Annotated in this window: 12 protein-coding genes; 5 read left to right on the forward strand and 7 right to left on the reverse strand. The window is 47.5% G+C overall.

The features are described 5' to 3' along the window. Positions 1 to 28 precede the first annotated feature (28 nt). The 7 genes from gdhA to BN3656_RS01700 all read right to left on the reverse strand — a co-directional run bounded on the left by gdhA (position 29) and on the right by BN3656_RS01700 (position 11,100). Positions 29 to 1,363 (reverse strand): NADP-specific glutamate dehydrogenase, encoded by a 1,335-nt coding sequence (gene gdhA / locus BN3656_RS01670; RefSeq protein WP_066543425.1) that lies wholly within the window; start codon positions 1,361 to 1,363, stop codon positions 29 to 31. Positions 1,364 to 1,519: 156 nt separating this feature from the next. After that, positions 1,520 to 3,283: a phospho-sugar mutase gene (locus tag BN3656_RS01675; protein WP_066543554.1), complete on the reverse strand. Its 1,764-nt coding sequence runs from the start codon at positions 3,281 to 3,283 to the stop codon at positions 1,520 to 1,522. 13 nt (positions 3,284 to 3,296) lie between these two features. Continuing rightward, entirely contained in the window at positions 3,297 to 5,276 is a 1,980-nt protein-coding gene (locus BN3656_RS01680) for a glycosyl hydrolase family 28 protein (RefSeq protein WP_066543427.1), read from the reverse strand. A 25-nt stretch (positions 5,277 to 5,301) separates the two neighbouring features. Next, positions 5,302 to 7,740 (reverse strand): hypothetical protein, encoded by a 2,439-nt coding sequence (locus tag BN3656_RS01685; protein ID WP_066543429.1) that lies wholly within the window; start codon positions 7,738 to 7,740, stop codon positions 5,302 to 5,304. Between the two features lie 77 nt (positions 7,741 to 7,817). Beyond that, complete coding sequence (locus BN3656_RS01690; protein WP_066543431.1) at positions 7,818 to 8,684, reverse strand: carbohydrate ABC transporter permease; 867 nt, start codon at positions 8,682 to 8,684, stop codon at positions 7,818 to 7,820. Positions 8,685 to 8,695: 11 nt separating this feature from the next. Continuing rightward, positions 8,696 to 9,610 (reverse strand): sugar ABC transporter permease, encoded by a 915-nt coding sequence (locus tag BN3656_RS01695; RefSeq protein ID WP_066543432.1) that lies wholly within the window; start codon positions 9,608 to 9,610, stop codon positions 8,696 to 8,698. Between the two features lie 83 nt (positions 9,611 to 9,693). Continuing rightward, complete coding sequence (locus tag BN3656_RS01700; protein ID WP_066543433.1) at positions 9,694 to 11,100, reverse strand: extracellular solute-binding protein; 1,407 nt, start codon at positions 11,098 to 11,100, stop codon at positions 9,694 to 9,696. Between the two features lie 246 nt (positions 11,101 to 11,346). On the opposite strand from BN3656_RS01700, the gene BN3656_RS01705 reads away from it, so the two are divergent. From BN3656_RS01705 to BN3656_RS01725, 5 genes are all read left to right on the forward strand, one after another. Beyond that, positions 11,347 to 12,948, forward strand: a complete 1,602-nt coding sequence (locus tag BN3656_RS01705; RefSeq protein ID WP_066543434.1) for a response regulator — start codon at positions 11,347 to 11,349, stop codon at positions 12,946 to 12,948. Positions 12,949 to 12,968: 20 nt separating this feature from the next. Next, on the forward strand, positions 12,969 to 14,774 hold the full coding sequence (locus tag BN3656_RS01710; RefSeq protein ID WP_066543436.1) for a histidine kinase: 1,806 nt from the start codon (positions 12,969 to 12,971) through the stop codon (positions 14,772 to 14,774). Between the two features lie 115 nt (positions 14,775 to 14,889). Next, positions 14,890 to 15,123, forward strand: coding sequence for a NifU family protein (locus BN3656_RS01715; RefSeq protein WP_066543438.1), 234 nt, complete (start codon positions 14,890 to 14,892; stop codon positions 15,121 to 15,123). Positions 15,124 to 15,147: 24 nt separating this feature from the next. Beyond that, the gene (locus BN3656_RS01720) at positions 15,148 to 18,126 is read left to right on the forward strand and encodes a glycoside hydrolase family 38 C-terminal domain-containing protein (RefSeq protein ID WP_066543449.1); all 2,979 of its coding nucleotides are present in this window, start codon (positions 15,148 to 15,150) and stop codon (positions 18,124 to 18,126) included. Continuing rightward, a complete protein-coding gene (locus BN3656_RS01725; RefSeq protein WP_066543453.1) occupies positions 18,126 to 19,622 on the forward strand; it encodes an alpha-N-arabinofuranosidase in 1,497 nt (498 codons plus the stop codon). The genes BN3656_RS01720 and BN3656_RS01725 overlap by 1 nt, the downstream gene beginning before the upstream one ends. The last annotated feature ends 6 nt before the right edge of the window (positions 19,623 to 19,628 follow it).

The following is a 19,628-nucleotide window of genomic DNA, read 5'->3' on the forward strand; positions in this document are numbered from 1 at the left end:
GCGCGGGAGTTCATTTTTTCATTCTGTTTTATACAATTCCCTGACCCAGCATAGCCTCAACAACCTTCTCAAAGCCTGCAATATTGGCGCCTGCCACATAGTTTCCGGGAACGCCGTAGCGCTCTGCCGCATCCGCAGCCTTTGCAAAAATATCGGCCATGATCTTATGAAGTCTCTCATCTACTTCCTCAAAGGTCCAGGACAATCTTAAAGAGTTCTGGCTCTGCTCCAGACCGGAGGTTGCAACGCCGCCTGCATTTGCTGCCTTACCGGGCATAAAGAGAATCTTCTTCTCAACAAAGAGATCAGTTGCTTCTCTGGTGGAAGGCATATTTGCACCCTCTGCCACTGCAAAGCAGCCATTTGCCAGAAGAGCTTTTGCATCCTCCAGATTCAGCTCGTTCTGCGTTGCACATGGAAGAGCAATATCGCAGGGAACTGTCCAGATGCCCTTTCCTTCTGTATATACAGCAGAAGAAACTGCCTCTGCATACTCCTTAATGCGGCCTCTGCGCACTTCCTTGATCTCCTTTACAACATCCAGCTTAATGCCTTCCGGATCGTATACATAGCCGTTGGAATCGCTCATGGCAACTACCTTTGCGCCAAACTGCTGTGCCTTCTCAACTGCATAGATGGCAACATTTCCGGAACCAGATACGATTACCGTCTTTCCTGCAATCTCCTTGCCGTTGTGCTTTAACATCTCATCCAGCATGTATACAAGGCCATAGCCGGTCGCCTGGGTTCTTGCCAGAGAACCGCCGAAGGTCAGTCCCTTTCCGGTGAGAACGCCCTCATATAAGCCGGTCAGTCTCTTGTACTGGCCGAACATATATCCGACCTCTCTTCCGCCTACGCCAATATCGCCTGCGGGAACGTCCGTATCCTTGCCAATATGACGGTACAGTTCTGTCATAAAGCTCTGGCAGAAGGCCATGATCTCACGGTCGGATTTGCCCTTTGGATCAAAGTTGGAGCCGCCCTTTCCGCCGCCCATAGGAAGACCGGTCAGAGAATTCTTTAAGGTCTGCTCAAAGCCCAGGAATTTAAGAATACTCTGGTTTACGGAAGGATGGAAACGAAGTCCGCCCTTGTAAGGTCCAATGGCGCTGTTAAACTGCACTCTGTAACCTTTATTGACCTGCACATTTCCCTGATCGTCCACCCACGGCACGCGGAACGAAATAATGCGCTCCGGCTCTGTAAAACGCTCCAGGATGCCCGCTTTGCGGTACTTTTCCTCATTTGCGTCGATCACCAGCTTTAAGGAATCCAAAACTTCCTTTACTGCCTGGTGGAATTCCGGCTCACCGGGATTCTGTGCTACCACTCTCTCATAAATCTCATCAACATATGACATGGTACTGATCCTCCTTTGGTTTTTGTTGGGGTATGCGCCCGGTTTTAAGCGGACGTATATGGGATGCTCCATCTTTCGATGTACATTTTAGGGACAGTATAGCAAGTTAACTTGCTAAAGTCAAGAAGGAATTTTCAATCAGTCCTGTTCTTTTTCTTATAAAAAACACTCTTCCATCTGAGCTGTGATTTTCTCTTCCTCTGCCTGAGCCTTCCCTTTGTCTTCTGCACTCACGGAAATATACAGCTTTAACTTGGGCTCTGTTCCTGAAGGCCTTACAACCACAGACGCATTTCCGGCCAGACGGAATTTCAGCACATCCGAGGAAGGAAGGCCTGCGATCGGCTCTGTCGTTTTGTCCGCCCTGCTGATCGTACCGGACAGATAATCCTCTACGGCTTCTGTCTTTCGTCCGCCGATGCAGACTGCCTCTCCCTCCGCTATACGGGAAGCCATGGTGTGAAGGCGGTTCATGATTCCCTTCATCTTTTCAAAGCCTTCCATTCCCTCAAATTCATAGGAATGAAGGGTGTTAAGGCAGAAACCATATTTTTCATACAGCCCCTCAAGCACTTCTAAAAGCCCCATTCCCTTAGAACGGTAATATGCAGCCATCTCACAGATTAAAAACGCGCCGTCTACCGCATCTTTATCACGGACATAGCTTCCACTTAAATATCCGTAGCTTTCCTCAAAGCCCAGGATATAATCATTCTCTCTTCCCTCTGCTTCCAGGCGTGCGATCTGATCCCCGATAAATTTAAATCCGGTCAGCACATCCACTGTCTTTACTCCATAATCAGCTGCGATCCTGGCTGCCATATCCATTGTAACAATGGTTTTTACAAAAACCGGGTGCTCCGGCATAGTCCCTGCTGCCTGCCTCATGCTGCAGATATAGTTTAACAGAAGAAGCCCTGTCTCATTTCCGGATAAAAGCACATATTCGCCCTCACGGTTGGGAACCGCGATCCCCACACGGTCACAGTCCGGATCTGTCGCCAAAAGAAGGTCTGCACTGCACTTCTTTGCATACTCCATTCCAAGAGCCATTGCCTCCCGAATCTCCGGATTAGGATAGGGACAGGTCGGAAAATGGCCGTCCGGCTGCTCCTGTTCCTTTACAACCGTAATATTGGTAAAGCCGCTTTCTTTAAGTGTTCTTAACACCGGCTTTAATCCGGTTCCATTTAAAGGAGAGTATACGATAGAAATATTTTTATCCACGTTTTCTTCTGATCTTGTCAGCATGGACTGGCCCTTCACCGCCTCGATAAAGGAAGTGACCGTGTCTTCTCCGATATAGGAAATCCTGCCGTTTTCAAGGGCAGTTTCAAAATCTTCCCTTTTTACATCCTCAAAGGCATCTGTTTTTTCGATGCATCCAAGGATTTCTGCTGCAGCATCTGTTGTGATCTGGCAGCCGTCCGGGCCATATACCTTATATCCGTTGTATTTGGAAGGATTGTGGCTTGCAGTTACCATTACGCCTGTGGCGCAGCTTAAGCTGCGTACTGCCCAGGACAACATCGGAGTGGGCATCAGCTCCGTATAGATAAATACCCTGATCCCATTGGCCGCAAAAACCTCCGCAGCCCGCTTTGCAAACAGGCTGCTCTTAATCCGGCTGTCATAGCTGATTGCAATTTTCCGCTCTTCTTTTGGGAAATGGCGGTTGATATAATCTGCCAGTCCCTGAGAAGCCTTTCCTACGGTATAAATATTCATGCGGTTGGTTCCTGCGCCGATCACGCCGCGCAGTCCTCCTGTTCCAAAGGCCAGATTCTGATAAAATGCATCCGTAATCCGTTCTTCCTTTCCCTCCATGTCCGTAAGCTCTGCTGTCAGGTCTGCATCCTCTGTGACCTTCTTTTTCCATACCTCATACTCATTTTTAATCTTCTCATAAACGGTGTCCATATCTTTTTCCCTCTCAATCTGTATATTCCCGTACAAGCGCTTCCCTGGTATTCATGGTTCTGGGGATAACCTCCCAGTCCTCCAGAGTGACTCTGTCTGCATGGCGGATATAAAATCCATATGCAGGTACATCTCCAAATGCGTTATTTTCCGGGTAATCGCGGACATTCTCATAAACAGGAGTCCGAATATCCAGAACCTCCTTATTATCATGGTAAACAGCCTTAAAATCACGGATCCTGATATCTGATACACGGCGTTCCGTATGAACTCCGTTCTCATCCGTCTGAAAGCCTGTGATAATACTCGGAACCTCTGTATTATAAGCCCGTACATGCTCAATTACAACATGTTCAATGGCTCCTCCGAAGGCTTTTTCCTGCCGGTCCGTTTCATTTAAAAATCCATACTTGTTTCTCATGTTCAGGCAGATAAAAACAGGACAGCAGACCCGGTCCATCTCTATATTGCGGATCTGGACATTCTGGATCCGGCTTCCGTCTGCAGATTCAATGGAAATTCCGGAAACCGTTCCCGGATAAATGTCCGGCAGCATAAAGCGGCAGTTTTCAACGGTAATATCCTTAATATCAAAGTATGTCTCTGTTCCGATCTTAAATGCATTCATTACGGAAACGACGGTACAGTTTTTAATATGAACCTGCTCGGTTCCCTTCATTTCTGCATCTGCATCCTCAATGGTAATCCCGTCATGCCCCTGCTTCATAGGGGATTTCACACAGATCCCGTCGTCGGCACAGGATACAAAGCAGTGGTTGATTTCGACCTGGCTGCTTCCCATGATGTCGATTCCGTCTGTATTTGCCACATGGCGGTTTCCATTGATTACCAGATCATGTACCATAACCTGATGGCTGCAGTCAATGCTGAGGGTCCAGTCCAGAGCATCCTCGATTATGATATTTTCGATCACCGCATTGGTACAGCCCCGCACCCACAGAGTGTACATGGGTCTTGGAATCGAAGGAAGTCCTTCCGCATAGCGGTCCTCCGCATAACGGATCCGGCTGCGGTATGTATAGCGGATGGAATCTACCGGATATCCCATGGGATCATATAAAAAGGGCGGAAGCTTAGTTGTCTCCATAGGAACCGTCAAAGGCGGATTCTTTGGCAGATAGACAAAATATTCTCCCCTTCCAATGATTTTTCCGCCTCCTGTGATTTTCACATTTTCTGCATTTACGCAGGCAATCAGGGCGTCTTTATACTGCTTTAAATCTCTGGAAGCACACAGGGCGCTGTCCTTCTGGATCCACAGGGTAACGCCGGAAGCCACATAAACAGTTCCCACACAATAATAGCCGCCTGCAACCAGTACCGTTCCCCCGCAGGCTGCCGCAGCATCCACTGCTGCCTGAACCGCTTCTGTAGAAATAGTTTCTCCATCGGGAACCGCTCCGTAATCACGCACATCAAACACATTTTCTCCTGTCGGAAGCTCCATGGAATGAATATACTCTCCAAAAGGAATGGATGGATAGTAATCTCCCTCATAGATCACGCCATGACCGGGATAGGTGGGCTGATCCCTAAAAAAGCTCTGCCAGTGGATCAGATCTTTGCTGACTGCAAGGCCGATGCTCCCGGACCGTTTCCCTGTCATTTCCTGTCCCTCATAGACAGCCAGATACATTTCAAGTTCTGTATCCCAGACTGCGCTTACGGCATGGATCCCGGCTGCTGCCCACGGAAACTGTGTCCAGCTCCGGGAGGGCTCTGCTTCCTTTCCTGCTTCTCCCTCCGGCTGTCCGCCCTCAAAAACGGACGGAACTGTCCAGTATGTTAAATCCCGGCTGCTGCTTGCCACCTGTACGGTTTCTGTGTGATCTCCATCGCTTACATGACGGTTCATCACAATGGTCTTTACTCCATCCTTTATATAGAGCCTTGGGCTGCTCCAGCTTACGTTTTCTGCCGCCTTAAAGATAACTGGCGCCTTGATCCTGGTAAGATTCTTCTCTGTCTTCATCGTGTCTTCCTTTCCTTTTTTATTTTTATAAAAGATACTGCGTATCGTCCTGCACCGCCTGATAACGAAGTTCAAATCCGTCCTCTGTTTTTAAGGTTCCCGTTTCCCGACAGTAAGACGGTTTCAGTCCCTGCACCCAGTTTCCAAATTCTTCCAGTGTGTTCCATTTCTCCGTACTGCCGCAGACGCACAGATATGCCATATCATCACCATAAGCCCTGAGTTCACAGTGAAAGATCGTATCGTCAAAGGGCGTCAGCTCTGTACTGCACCACAATCCCATATAGCCTGTATCCTTTTTTAAGAGGAGCCAGTTTCCGGCTTTCAGCACACGGTCAAACCGGTCCCTGGGGCAGTAAATATGGGTAAAATGAATGGGATGGCTTTCAGGAATCCGGTAAACCGCACCCACTTTTCCCGGAACCTGCTTTACAGCCGGCATCACACCATTTCCATACCAGTATCCCGGCCGCATATCGGATTGTTCCGAGGTGGCTCCCGGATGGTTTGCAAATATCACTGCCTCCGGTGACAGTGCTCCATACCACATATGCTGCTGATAACCGTAAATTCCCGGCCCGAAAGCAGAGGTTCCATGGAAGCATTCATTTAATGATTTGGTAAATGCATGGGTATGGACTTTTTCTCCCTGCCCGGAGCGGATATTTTCCCATCTGGCGTCACGGTCTGCTCTGGGAGATTCTACGGAGGTTAAGCAGTAATCCTGCGTTTTTTCAAGAACGATGGCAGCATTTCCAGAGGTACAGCGGCAGGATATATCCTGCTTCATCCGTTCCTTCATCCCCTGTGGGAAACGGTAGGTGCTTCCTGAAAGAAAGCCCAGCCATCCCTCTCCGTAAGCCCAGGGCGCCTCCGGGTCGATCCGGTTGATCAGAGACTGTGCTCCCTGGCAGAAGGGATAAATTACCTCTCTGTAAACCCGTCCCATAGGCGCAATGATGCTTCCTTTAAAGGTCTGAGTACAAAGTTCCTCCACCAGGCGGTCCTCCAGTGCCCTTGCCCGGTCTGAAATCTCCTTTTCGGCAAAATCAATCACATTTAACAGAGCCGCAAAGGTCACGCACATATAGACGGTGCTTAAAAATTCCTCAAAACCGTATTCTTCTGTATCATCCAGCCACTGCAAAAGACGGCTGCGTCCCCATTTCTGAAGTGTTTCTCCCTTCATGCCGGCCCGCGGGAAATACTCCTCAGGGTAAAGCTTTCCGGCTTCCATGGCAGCAGAGTAAAACATCAGGGAATGATTTTCGCTCCAGAAGCACATGGCGTCCGCCCCGTCCATATCCATCCAATACCGGTAATTTAAAAGCACCTGCTTTGTTCTCTCCTGCAGCTTTTCATCCATCTCATACAGATGCATATACCGGATCAGGCCGCAGACCAGAAAATCTGAGCAGTCCACCCGTTCCTCGATCAGATCCAGCGTTTCAAATAAGCGCTGCCTATCCTTAGGGTCATGGATTCCCAGCTGCTTTCTTGCCAGGATATTAAAAACCGCAAAACCGAATTTTCCCCGGTTCAGGCTTCCCACAGATGCAATTTCCTTTAAGATCCGCTTCCAGTTTTCTTCTTCTGCCATACCCGATGACGGATAACAGGGGAGGCGGCGTTCTGTAAATTCCAGCTCACGGCTCAGCTCATATTCTGGGCGCTTCCGTATTACGGATATAAGGGCTGTTGCTTCCGGCACAGGCAGGATCTTCTTTCCCTCAAGAGAAATCTCCTTTTGGGGAAGGCACATAACCTCATAGTCCGGACTGTCCCTGTGAAAGCAGACAGATGTCTCTGCCCCTGCAATTTCAGGCATCACAAGACTTCCCTGTTCCAGACAAAGCTGCCTCATAAACTCCGTATCCTCAAATACCTGCTCCTGGAACCGGTCGTCCGGCAGTGCTGTCTTTATGTGCTCCCTATGGCTCACGATCTGGATTCCCACTATATTTCTGGTATCCCGCACACCCAGATTCTCACATTCACACAGGATCAGATTCTTTCCCTGATTCAGCTGAAATATCACATCCTGATACTGGATCGGCTTATAAACCGGCCGTTTTACCTCTCCTGCCAGTTTCCCGTTGCAGTAGATCCCCACTGCCATATAGGTCCAGATCCTGGCCTGCACCTCACAGGCTGTATCTGCATTCAGGTTCACAGCAGCTAACAGGCTGACGCTCTGAAGCGTGCTGTAGAAATGGGATACGTCAATAAAGCAGTTATTTCCCGGAGCCCATACAGACCATCTGCACCCGTTCTCTGCCTCTTGTCCCAATCGGGGATCGACCTGGTATTCCTCCTTTTTAGGCGTTACGATCTGCGCTCTGAGACGCGCTTCCAGCTCCAGCTGGTTTTCCGCCCTCTCATCCGACTTAAAAGGCGTAACCTTCGGCCCCGCGATCATATATTCCATGATAAATCCGTCATGGCCCAGCATCCATTCTTTCATCCGTTTTCTCCTTCATCATACGCCCGCAGGCTCATTTATTAAAATAAGCCGCCTATCCGAAGATAAGCGGCTCATTTTTATCCCTTTACTGCGCCGGTAGTCATACCGCCCATAAAGTATCTGCTGAAAATACAATATGTAATAAGCATAGGAATAATAGCGATGGTCGCACCTGCAAACATAATGTTCCAGGCTGCAGCGCCGTCCCCTGCATTTTTCAGCATATTTACACCTACCGTCAGAGGTCTTAATTTATCATTTGTCATAGTAAATACCAGCGGAAGAATGTACTCGTTCCAGCCCTGTCTAAAGGACAAAAGCGCGATAGTAGCCATAACCGGCTTTAACAGAGGCACGATTACCAGACGGTAGGTCTGAAAGAAGGTACATCCGTCAATCTTGGCTGCCTCATCCAGCTCCTTTGGAAGGGAGTTTACAAAGCCTCTGCAAAGGAAAATATAAGTTGCCTGTCCGGTTCCTACCGAAATAAGGATAACCGAGAAAAGATTCTTATTCATATGCAGCTTTACCGCAAGTTCAAACAGAGGTCTTAATGAAACAGAACCCACATTGATAAACATAAACGCTACAAACAGGCTGTACAGGAGTTCTTTTCCCCGGAAATTCCTTCTGGAAAATACATATCCGGACATAGTAGATGTAAGAAGCGTAATCGTCATAACACCCAGAGCCAGGAAAATACTGTTCATAGTGTAGGTAGCAAAATTAGCCTGCTTCCATGCATCTGAGTAATTGGAAAATACCCAGTGGCTTGGAAGGATATTTGTTCCGCCTACTAAAAGCTCTGAGTTTTCCTTAAAGGAACCCAGTATGATATAAAGGATCGGGAATACCATAAAGAGCGCCAGGATCAGCATAAGCACCCAGACAATCCCTCGTAAAATTTTCGATTTGGTGGAATACACCGCATGACCTTTTTCCATGGTTTTCCTCCTTATACTACATCATCCAGTTTTCTGGATACAAACAGATAGATTGCTGTGATAATACCTACGATCAGAGCTGCCACAACACTTAAGAGAGCGCCGTAACCGATCTGTGCCTGAGTGGTTGTATTGGTAGTTCCAAAGATCAGGTTGTAAATGTATAAGAACATTACCATAGAGCGGTTTCCCGGACCTCCCTTGGAGAGAACCATGATCGCCTCGTAATCCTTAAATGCGCTGGTAATAGCCAGCATCAGAACAACCTTAAGAACCGGAGCCAGCATAGGCAGTGTGATATAAAAGAAGGTCTGGACTGCGCCTGCCCCGTCGATCTTGGCCGATTCATATACGTCCTCTGCCACGCTGTTCATTCCCGTAGTAAAATACAGCATATAGTTTCCAAGACCGCCCCAGACTGCCAGTACCGTTACAGCCACCATAACCCATTCCTTGCTGGTCAGCCATTTAATGGGAGAATCAATCAGGTGTGCACTTAAAAGCATTTCATTAGCAATACCGTTCTGAGTTGCAAAAATAAATGCAAAGATCATACCGGAAATAGACGTACTGATAACCGTAGGCATAAAATAAATGCCTCTGAAGAAATTGCTTCCTCTCATCTTTGCATTTAAAAGTACAGCTAAAAGCAGCGCCAGGGGGATAATAAAGGCCAGCTTATAGACTGCGTATTCCATAGTGTGTCCCACGCTTCCCCAGAATGCCTTATCCGACAACATTCTCATAAAGTTCCGGCTTCCGGTATAGGTAGCTGTAAATCCATTATAGTCAAAACATACATACCGGAAAATCCAGATAAATGGATAGATGGAGCACACAGCTAAAAGGATGGTGGAGGGAGTCAGCATCAGCGCCGCCGCAATACCGTCCCTTGTAATCTTAAATTTTTTCTTCTTCGTGTTCATCTAAAACCTCCTGCATACAGGCTGTAAAAACCGAAGGGGAACCGGTACATTCCAGCAGCCGGATCCCCTCTGTCAATTATTGCTTATTTATCCAGATATGTGATCGTTCCGTCGCTTGGATGAAGAGGATCATAATCGGAAATCACCAGTCTCTTGGTAGCGCCGGAAGCCACGTCTGCCTCCAGAGCCTCATTGTAACGGGTATTCAGATCTTCGATGGCCTCATCTACGTCTACATAATCCATTACTGCATTCCAAAGCACAACTCTGTAGTCATCTCCTGTCAGGTTAATTACCGGAGGCTTCGGATATACGGACTCATAATCAAGCAGTGAGAAATCTGCCATACGTCCGATCTTGGTCTTGTCGATTGCAGCATCCATATAGGTGCTGATCGGCAGGCAGTAGCCGCTCTCCAGATATCCTTTTAAGAACTCTTCAGACTGGAAGTACTGAATTACCTTCCATGCCTCATCCTTATGCTCAGAGGTAGATACGATACCGTATGCCTTGGAAGGAGTTGTCTGCAGTGCGCCCTCAATCTCACCTGTCAGGGACGGAACCTCTGCTACGCCCCACTCAAACTCGGTAATCGGAATCTGATTGGTAAATACGCTGGCTTCCTGAGAAGCGTTGCTCCACAGGGCAAACTGGCCTTCTGCAAACAGAGCTCTCATATTGTCAACGCCCTGCTGATCCGGATATGCGATGTCTTCAGAAATAAATCTCTTTCCAAGTTCAACAATATCCTTGTAGCCGCTGAAGTCATATTTTCCGTTTACATAGTCATAGTAGTAAATACCGGAAACCTGAGCGGACATTTCCAGAAGACGCTCAAAGGTAGATGCGGATGTAAATCCGATACCATAATAGTTGCCTGCACCCTTTGCTGTAATATCCTTAGCCATATCAATGTAATCTTCTAATTTGGAAGGAATTTCTGTATAACCGCACTCTTCCAGAATATTCTTATTATATTCTACACGAACGCCGGAACGCATACCGCTGTATACAAAGTAGATATTTCCGTTTCTTGTATTCTCGCCTTCATAGGAATGCTCATAGGGTTCATTTACCTTCTGGAAGGTTTCATCGGAATCAATGTACTCGTTTAAAGGCATCAGAATTCCTGTATCTGCAAATGTATTTAATGGAAGGCTGTTTGCGCCTACAACATCAGGAGCGGTTCCGCCGTTATATGCCAGAGCCAGCATATTCTTATAATCCTCTGTAATAACAGTCAGATTGATAAAAATATTGTCCTCATTGTTCTGGTTGTACTGATCAATCATCTTTTCTACATACTCCAGATCATGACGATCCTCTGTCCATACCTCTACTGTAGTCGCACCCTCAGGAGCCTTGGCTTCTCCGCCCTCTGCCTGGGTATTTTCTACATTCGCTGCCGTGTCGGAACCGGAACCGCAGCCTACAACAGAAGCTGCCATCACTGCTGCCAGAGCAATGCTGATGAAACGTTTCTTTCTCATAACTTCCTCCTTAAAATTTTTTATTTTCTGTTTCCTTCTTACCTGTCGATGGCATAACTTTATCATTTATTTTTCACAATCAGAAGGACATATTTTATCTTCCATGTAACAATTTTTATGCTGTCTCATGTAACAAATCCCATGCTTGACAGTCATTATACTGGCGTATATAATCGAAATCACACCATATTTCTGATTATCTGTCTGTACCATCATCTATTTATTTTCGCCCACAGGAGGACCCTCATGGAACAAAATACCGTTGAATTTACTGCTGTTCTGGCAGACGATGAATATTCCGTTCTGGAAGGAGTAAAAACCGCAATCGACTGGGAAAGTCTGGGAATCCGTATTGCAGCCCTGGCGTCCAACGGCCATGAGGCGTTAGATGCTATCATTAAATATAAGCCAGATCTGGCCATTATCGACATCCGGATGCCAGACCTTACAGGGATCCAGGTCATTGAGCGCTGCCGCAATGCGGGAATCTCTACCGATTTTATCATATTAAGCGGCTATGATGACTTTTCTTATGCAAAGGAGGCCATGCGGTACGGAGCCAAGGCCTATCTTTTAAAGCCTCTAAACAGTACCGAGCTTACGGACGAAATCTGCCGTATTTTTATGGAAAGGACCAGCCAGAGCCGTCACAGCACCCGGCGTCTGTATCAGGAGCAGTTTAATTTTAATTTTTTCAATAATCTCATTGATGGGAAAATCCTGGAATCCGGTATTATTTCCCGGATGCTGTGCGATACGCAGCTGCCTTTAAGCGACAGTTCCTGCTATGTCTGCGCTTTTATATTTGAAGAAACCCTTTCTTCCGGCACAGCCTCATTCTCCCCTGATCCTGTTTTAAAGCAGCTGAATCAGGAATTTGCCGGTGAAAAATGCATTTTCTGGAAGCATGATGCCAAACAGCTCATCGGAATCTTCAATATCTCCAGCCTGATCCCCTTTCATGTTGCCCTGCGCTGTCTGGAATCCTTAAAAAATGCCGGACTTTCGCTGCCCCTGATCGGCGTCGGAGATACGGTATCCGGACTGATGGAATGTTCCTATTCCTACAACCGGGCGCTGACTGCTCTTACCTATCAGCTGTATGATTCCTCCTCCCACATTTTCACTTATGAGACGATCTGCAGCGTACCGCCCAAAACCCGGCTGTCTGATATAGACTACCTTCCTCTTTTTCAGTATATTGTAAAAAAGGACAGAGATAAGATCAAAGCCTATTGCGATGAATTTATTGACAGCCTTCTCTATGTACCTATGCCGCCGCCAAACTATGTTTACAGCCTGTGCTACGCCCTGTTCCATCAGGTTCAGCAGGAGTTTTCCAATTTTTCCCACGGAGAAATATCAGAAATTGCTACTGCCAGAGACCTTTACCGTTTCAAACAGCTGTCCCAGATCCGCCAGTGGCTGTGCGACTCCTTCTGCCAGCTGTCGGAGTTTATCGACGCTGTGTACGGCTACGCATCTTCCAAATACGCTCAGGTGCAGGAAAATGCATCCAAAGCCGATGATCCCATCATCTGCACTGCCAAGGAATATATCCACTCGAACATCACAAACCATATCAAAATCGAGGATATTGCCCGTGAGGTTCATCTGAGCCCCTCTTATTTTGCCATTTATTTTAAAAATAAGACAAATGTAAATTTAAGGGATTATCTGCTGACAGAAAAAATGGAATATGCCCGCCTCGTTCTTATGAATCCCTCTGCTTCGATCAGCGATGTGGCTTATGATGTAGGATATGGGGATTACCGCTCCTTTTCCCGGGCATTTAAAAATGTCCATGGCATTACACCCTCGGACTTTCAGGCAAAATACCGATCTTAAAACAGGCAGGAGGCCTTGCTGTGAAAAAACAATTACCCCGGCACTTTAGAGATGCCTCCCTTATGGGGAAAATAAATATCGTAATCGGGATCCTGACCCTGGTTCTGACTACGCTGATTACTGCTATTTCCATTTTTTATTACAGCTTCATCCTTTCAGACCGGCAGTTTGAGAGGACGAAGCAGGCGGCCCAGAATGCCTCTGAAACCTTAAATTATAACTATAAGAATATTATGGATCGGCTGACTGCCATCTGCGGAACGGCTGAATTTTCTTCCGATATCCGTATGCTGGCCTCTCCCTCTGTGTCCTATATCGTTCAGGAACGTCTGGTTCAAAATGAACTGTCCGATCTGGCAGGCTGCAACTATCTGGTACAGTCTGCCCTGGTTCTCTCCGGAGATGGAAAAACTGCCTATTCCCTTTATAAAAATCCTCTTCCGGATACCGCAGAATTTTTTACGGAAGAAGAGCTTTACGGGCTTCACGGAGTAACCTGCCTTCCAATCCGCCAAAGTCCGCTGCGAAGCAGGGTGCCTGTTCTTCCTCTGGTCGTTCCTATCCGGGTCAATGAGGCCGAATACGCAGTTGTAAATATAACAGATGAGCCCTCCGACGTATATGTGGTCGTCTATCTGGACTGTACCAAGCTTCTCCAGAGCCTTACTCTGGCAAGCACCGGACTTGCAGAAGGTACGTATTACCTTTTTACAGAGGATAACGTACCCTTAAGCCCCTCATCCTATGATAAAAAAACAAATCCTTTAATGCTTCCTGAGACAGATGCTTTGATCCGCACTTTGACAGAAACAGATGAAACGCACACAGCGGCCCAGACCTCTGATTTCTATCTGGCAGCGTCCCATATGGCGAAATCAGGCCTTATCCTTTTGGAATGTGTTCCCAAAGAGCCTTTTTATGACATATTCGGACCTACCATTGATTTCCTTGCCATAGTCCTGCTTCTTGTTGTGGGTATTCTCCTTGTCATATCCCGGATGATGACCCGCTATATTACCCGTCCGGTCACACAGCTCATGGCCATTGTGGAGCGGATCCGTGAGAACCGTTATGAACACAAACAGGAGCTTGGGACCGGCGATGAAATGGGCCATCTGTGCACTGCCATTAACCAGATGCACGATACCATTCAAAAGCAGATGGAACGCATTAAACAGGAGGAATCTGAAAAATATATGGCAGAAATACGGCTTTTAACCGAGCAGATCAATCCCCACTTCCTGTATAATACACTGGACTGCATCCAGTCGGAGGTAAAACGGGGTGAGTCCGACACAGCCGCCAATATGATCCAGTATCTGGCGGAATATTTAAGAATCGGCCTGTCAAACGGAGCTGATCTTATTCCGCTTTCCAGTGAGATCCGCCATGCCAATGCCTATGTACGTCTGATGAACCAGCGTTTCGGCCAGTCCATCCGTTTCATGTATCATCTGGCTCCGGGACTGAGCCACCATCTGATCGTCAAAACCATCCTGCAGCCCCTTGTGGAAAATTCCATCAAGCACGGCTTCGGCGTAGACTCACCGGGAATCCCCATTTCCACGCCTGCGATCGAGGTGATCATCACGGCTGAAGAAGATGAACTTGTGATCAATATCAATGACAATGGAAGCGGCTTTGAACCCTCTGAGCTGGATGAACTTTTAAAAAAGAGCTCCACCGCCAAAGGCGGTCATGTAGGGATCTTAAACGTATATCAACGGCTTACTGCCTACTATGGAGCAGAAAAGGTACACATTTCTTTCAGCTCCATCCCCTACTACTGCAATGTAATTTCCATCCGTATCCCCCTTGGGTCATAAAACAGCACAACAGGACAAAATCCATTAGAAAAGGCCACCCGATTCATAGATTTTGTCCTGTCTCTATATTCAAGGGATTTATATAATAGCCTTAAGAATACATCAGGAGGCTGTTATGGAAGAATATATCTGCAATACCATTGGTCCCCGTATCAGGGGAGACGGAGGCTGGGTGGAATTTGTATCCTATGAGGATCGCTGTCTTACCCTGATTTTCCGCGGAGAATGTTCAAAATGCATCATTTTAAACCGCTGTCTGGACTGGATCCGCCAGGAAATCCTCAGAGATCTGGGGGAAGACGTTACTATAAAACCCATCTGCAAAAAACCATTTTTCTGGGATCACTGATCCCTTTCACAGAACGGAGGAGCCATGGCTTTTGTTGAAGTTATCAGAAGAAGTATGCGTCCTGAGGAATGGACAGACCTGCGCTATTCCTGGATCAAACGCAGCTTAATCAAAGAAAAGTATGAATTTACCGATCTGGAAATCCGCGATGCGTTCCAGACCGCTGAAAATGAATATACCTATACATCCGATTACCGCCCCTTAAAAACCGGGGATATGTATTTCAGCCCTGACGGCACCGCCTTTATCCGGGGCCATGCACAGATTCCCGAAGCCCTGAAGGGAAAGGATATCTGGTTTACCCTGCATACGGCAGCTGAAATGATCGTAAAGATCAATGGACATTATGCTGGAGGAATTGACCCCAACCGTGACCGTATTCTGGTAAACCCCTGGTTAAATAAGGACAGCGCTGAGCTTACTATTGAAATCGAGGGATACAACCGTTCCAAGCCGGATGACGAGCGAAATCCCGATGCCCTCTCCTGCCGGGGCTGCCGCCAGATCTTTGAAGGCGCTTATCTGGCAGAGCTCAATGAGCCGCTCTTATCCCTGTTTTACGATCTGACCATCCTGCTGGATATTGCAAAATCCAATCATTTTGATGAGGATTATCGGGTATTCTTAAACAGAGAATTAAATAATGCCTTAAATCTGGTTGATTTTGATACCTGGGAAGGCGTGGAAGCTGCTCTTTCCTACATTGAGACACATATCTATGAAAACACCGATTTCCGTTCCAGCGGAAACGTAGCTCTGGTAGGCCATTCCCATCTGGATATTGCATACTACTGGCGCCGGATCCATGTGGTACATAAAAATGCCCGTACCATCCTGATCCAGATGCGTCTCATGGACCAGTATCCTGATTTTAAATACGCCCATACTCAGCCCTATACCTATGAGCTTCTGTCTCAGTATTATCCTGAGCTCTTTGAAGAGCTGAAGGAAAAGGTACGCTCCGGACAGTTTGAACCCGTAGGCGCCATGTATGTAGAGCCGGACTGCAACATCCCCACCGCAGAAAGCCTGATCCGCCAGTGCCTCTACGGACAGCTTTATTACAGAGAAGCCTTCGGCATCACCGTTGACAATGCCTGGCTGCCGGACGTATTCGGAAACAGCTGGATCCTGCCGCAGATTTTAAAGAAATCCGGCGTGGATTATTTCGTATCCAATAAAATGTCTACCTGGAACGATACCAACCGCTTCCCACACAACAATTTCCTCTGGAAGGGCATCGACGGCACCCGCATCTGCGCCTGCGTTCCCCCTACCCATTTCATCACCTGGAATATGCCCAGCCAGATCCAGGAAAACTGGGACGCATACCAGGACAAGGAAACCGGCGGGCAGACCTTATCCATGTTCGGATATGGAGACGGCGGCAGCGGCGTAACGGAAGAAATGGTTGAATTAATGCACCGCTTCGACAAGCTGAGTATTATGCCAAAAACAGAGCATATGAGAGCGGATGAATTCCTCCACCGGAATCTGAAGGACAATGACCTGTTAGAAACCTGGGACGGTGAACTCTACCTGGAAATGCACCGGGGCACCTTTACCACCAAGGCTGTGTTAAAAGACTTTAACCGCCGTCTGGAGGCCAAATTAAGAGCTGCAGAGCTTCTTTCTGTCCTCCGTATGAAGCAGAGAAAAGAATATCCCGCCGCAGAGCTGAGAGACTGCTATAAAAAGCTCCTTTTAAACCAGTTCCACGATATTCTTCCCGGAAGCCACATTAACCCCGTTTTCTGTGATGCAGTGCGGGATTATGAAGACCTGGAAAAACGTCTGGATGCGATTATAAACGATTCCGATTCCGTATTATTTAACCCATTAAACAAAAAGCGCCGGGAAGCCAGCTTCATTCCTTCTGAAAATGGTGCGTTTGTACGCCGGGGAATCCGGGGATACTTTACCTACACTCATGCAGAACCCCTTTCTTCCGTATCCGTATCCCCATGCGCCGGAAAAGAGAACTGGTTTGAGTCTTCGTCCTGCGGCACAGGCTTAACGGTAAAAACGCCCTTCTATGACGTTCAGTTTGAAGCGGACGGCTCCATCAGCAGCCTGTTTGACAAAAAGATGAACCGTGAGTGGGCAAATGGCGGCTTTAATAAGCTCCACCTATATCAGGATACGCCCGGTATGTATGATGCCTGGGATATCCTTCCCAACTACAAGGATGTTGAATATGATTTTACAGCAGAATCTCCTTTAAGCCTCCAGGCTTTTGACGGAGAAACCGCAGAATTTGCCTGTGTGCTGAGAACTCCCGGAAATAAGAGCCGCTGGATGGTTGTGATCCGTCTCTTCCGTTCTTCTCCTGCTATCGAAGTAGAGCATATTGTGGACTGGGATGAGAAGCACAAGCTGGTAAAAGCCGAGTTTTCCTGCAACGTGCTGTCCAGAGAGCTGATCTGCGATACCAGCGCCGGTTATATCAAGCGTGAAACCCACACCAATACCAGCTGGCAGAAGGCCCGTTTTGAGGTCTGCCACCATAAATGGTGCGATTTTGCAGAGGAAAGCGGCGGTATTGCCCTGATCAACGAAAATAAATACGGTGTAGGCATCGAAGAAAACGGTATGAGCTTAAGCCTGCTCCGGGCCAATATCCGCCCGGATATCCAATCCGATATCGGCCATCATGATTTCTGCTATGTGATCCTGCCTCATGAGGGAAGCGCTGTAACAGCAGGCATCAATGATGCTGCCCTGGAATACAACCATCCTCTGGTAAAAGCAGAAGCAGCCGCTCCGGACTGGGATTTTGGAGAGCTGTATCTTCAGGCTGTGAAGCTGTCTGAAAATGGAGAATATATTGTATTCCGCTTAAGTGAGCAGAACGGCCGCCGGGGCTGCTTAAATCTGCCTCAGACAATGGCTGTAATGAATATGCTGGAGGATGTAGAAGGTGAAACACAGACTCTGTACTACAGCCCCTTTGAACTGATCACGCTGGGACTTCCTGTGAAGGATTACCTGGGAGGAAAATAATTATGAAGGCTTCTTTGTGCATTGACAGACATTTTACTATTGGCTCTGTTAACAAACGCATCTTCGGTTCCTTTATCGAGCATCTGGGACGCGCCGTTTACGGCGGTATCTATGATCCTGGGAATCCCCTTTCGGATGAAAGGGGATTCCGCAAAGATGTTTTGGAGCTGATCCGTCAGATTGATGTGCCGGTGGTGCGTTATCCAGGAGGAAACTTTGTTTCCGCCTACCACTGGGAGGACGGGGTTGGCCCCCGTTCCCTGCGTCCCAAACGTCTGGAACCGGCCTGGACAGCAGTTGAATCCAATGAATTCGGCTTAAATGAATTTATGGACTGGACAAAAGCTGCCAACACGACTCCTATGATGGCCGTCAATCTTGGCACACGGGGCGCTGAGGACGCTAAAAATCTGCTGGAATACTGCAATATTTCCGGCGGTACTCTTTACAGTGACTTACGGCGTTCCCACGGCTATCAAGACCCCCATAACATCCGCCTCTGGTGCCTTGGAAACGAGATGGACGGCCCCTGGCAGATGGGCCACAAAACAGCCGGTGAATACGGACGGCTGGCTGCCGAGACAGGCCGTTTGATGAAAATGGTAGATCCTAATATTGAGCTGGTAGCCTGCGGAAGCTCCAACCGGAACATGTCCACCTTTGGCTACTGGGAAGATCAGGTACTGGAACAGTGCTACGATCAGGTGGATTACCTTTCCCTTCACACCTATTATGGGAATCCCCAGGATAACACACCCGACTTCTTAGCCTGCTCTGCTGATATGGATGCATTTATCTCATCCGTTATTTCCATCTGCGACTCTGTCAAAGCCAGAAAACGTTCCAAAAAGCATATCTGCCTTTCCTTTGACGAATGGAATGTATGGTATCACTCCAAGGAGCAGGATAAACAGCTTCCCCGGTGGGTTCAGTGTCCTCCTCAATTGGAAGATATTTACAATTTCGAGGACGCTCTTTTAGTGGGAAGCATGCTTATCACTTTACTGCGCCATGCAGACCGGGTAAAAATCGCCTGTCTTGCTCAGCTGGTCAATGTAATTGCCCCCATTATGACCGATTCAACAGGCGCATGGGCTCAGACGATCTTCTATCCCTATATGCATGCCAGCTGTCTGGGACGGGGAACCGTACTGCAGACCCAGATCCAGTCTCCCTGCTATGAGAGCCGGTACGGCGATGTCCCCTATCTGGATGCCGTAACTATTGAAAATGAGGAAGAAGAAACACTTACGATCTTCGCCGTCAATAAAAATCTGTCTGAGAATATAGAGCTGACGGCTGATTTCAGACAGTACGAGGGCTATCATGTAAGCCGCCATATTGTAATGACCCATTCTGATCTAAAGGCAGTTAATACAAAAAAAAATCCCAATGAGGTCATTCCAGCAGATACCGGCATCTCCTCTCTGGAAAATGGTATTCTGTCCTCTCATCTTCCTTCCAAGAGCTGGAATGTAATTATTTTAAAGAAATAAGACAAG

The organism is Clostridium sp. AT4 (genome assembly GCF_001517625.2).
GTDB lineage: Bacteria > Bacillota > Clostridia > Lachnospirales > Lachnospiraceae > Enterocloster.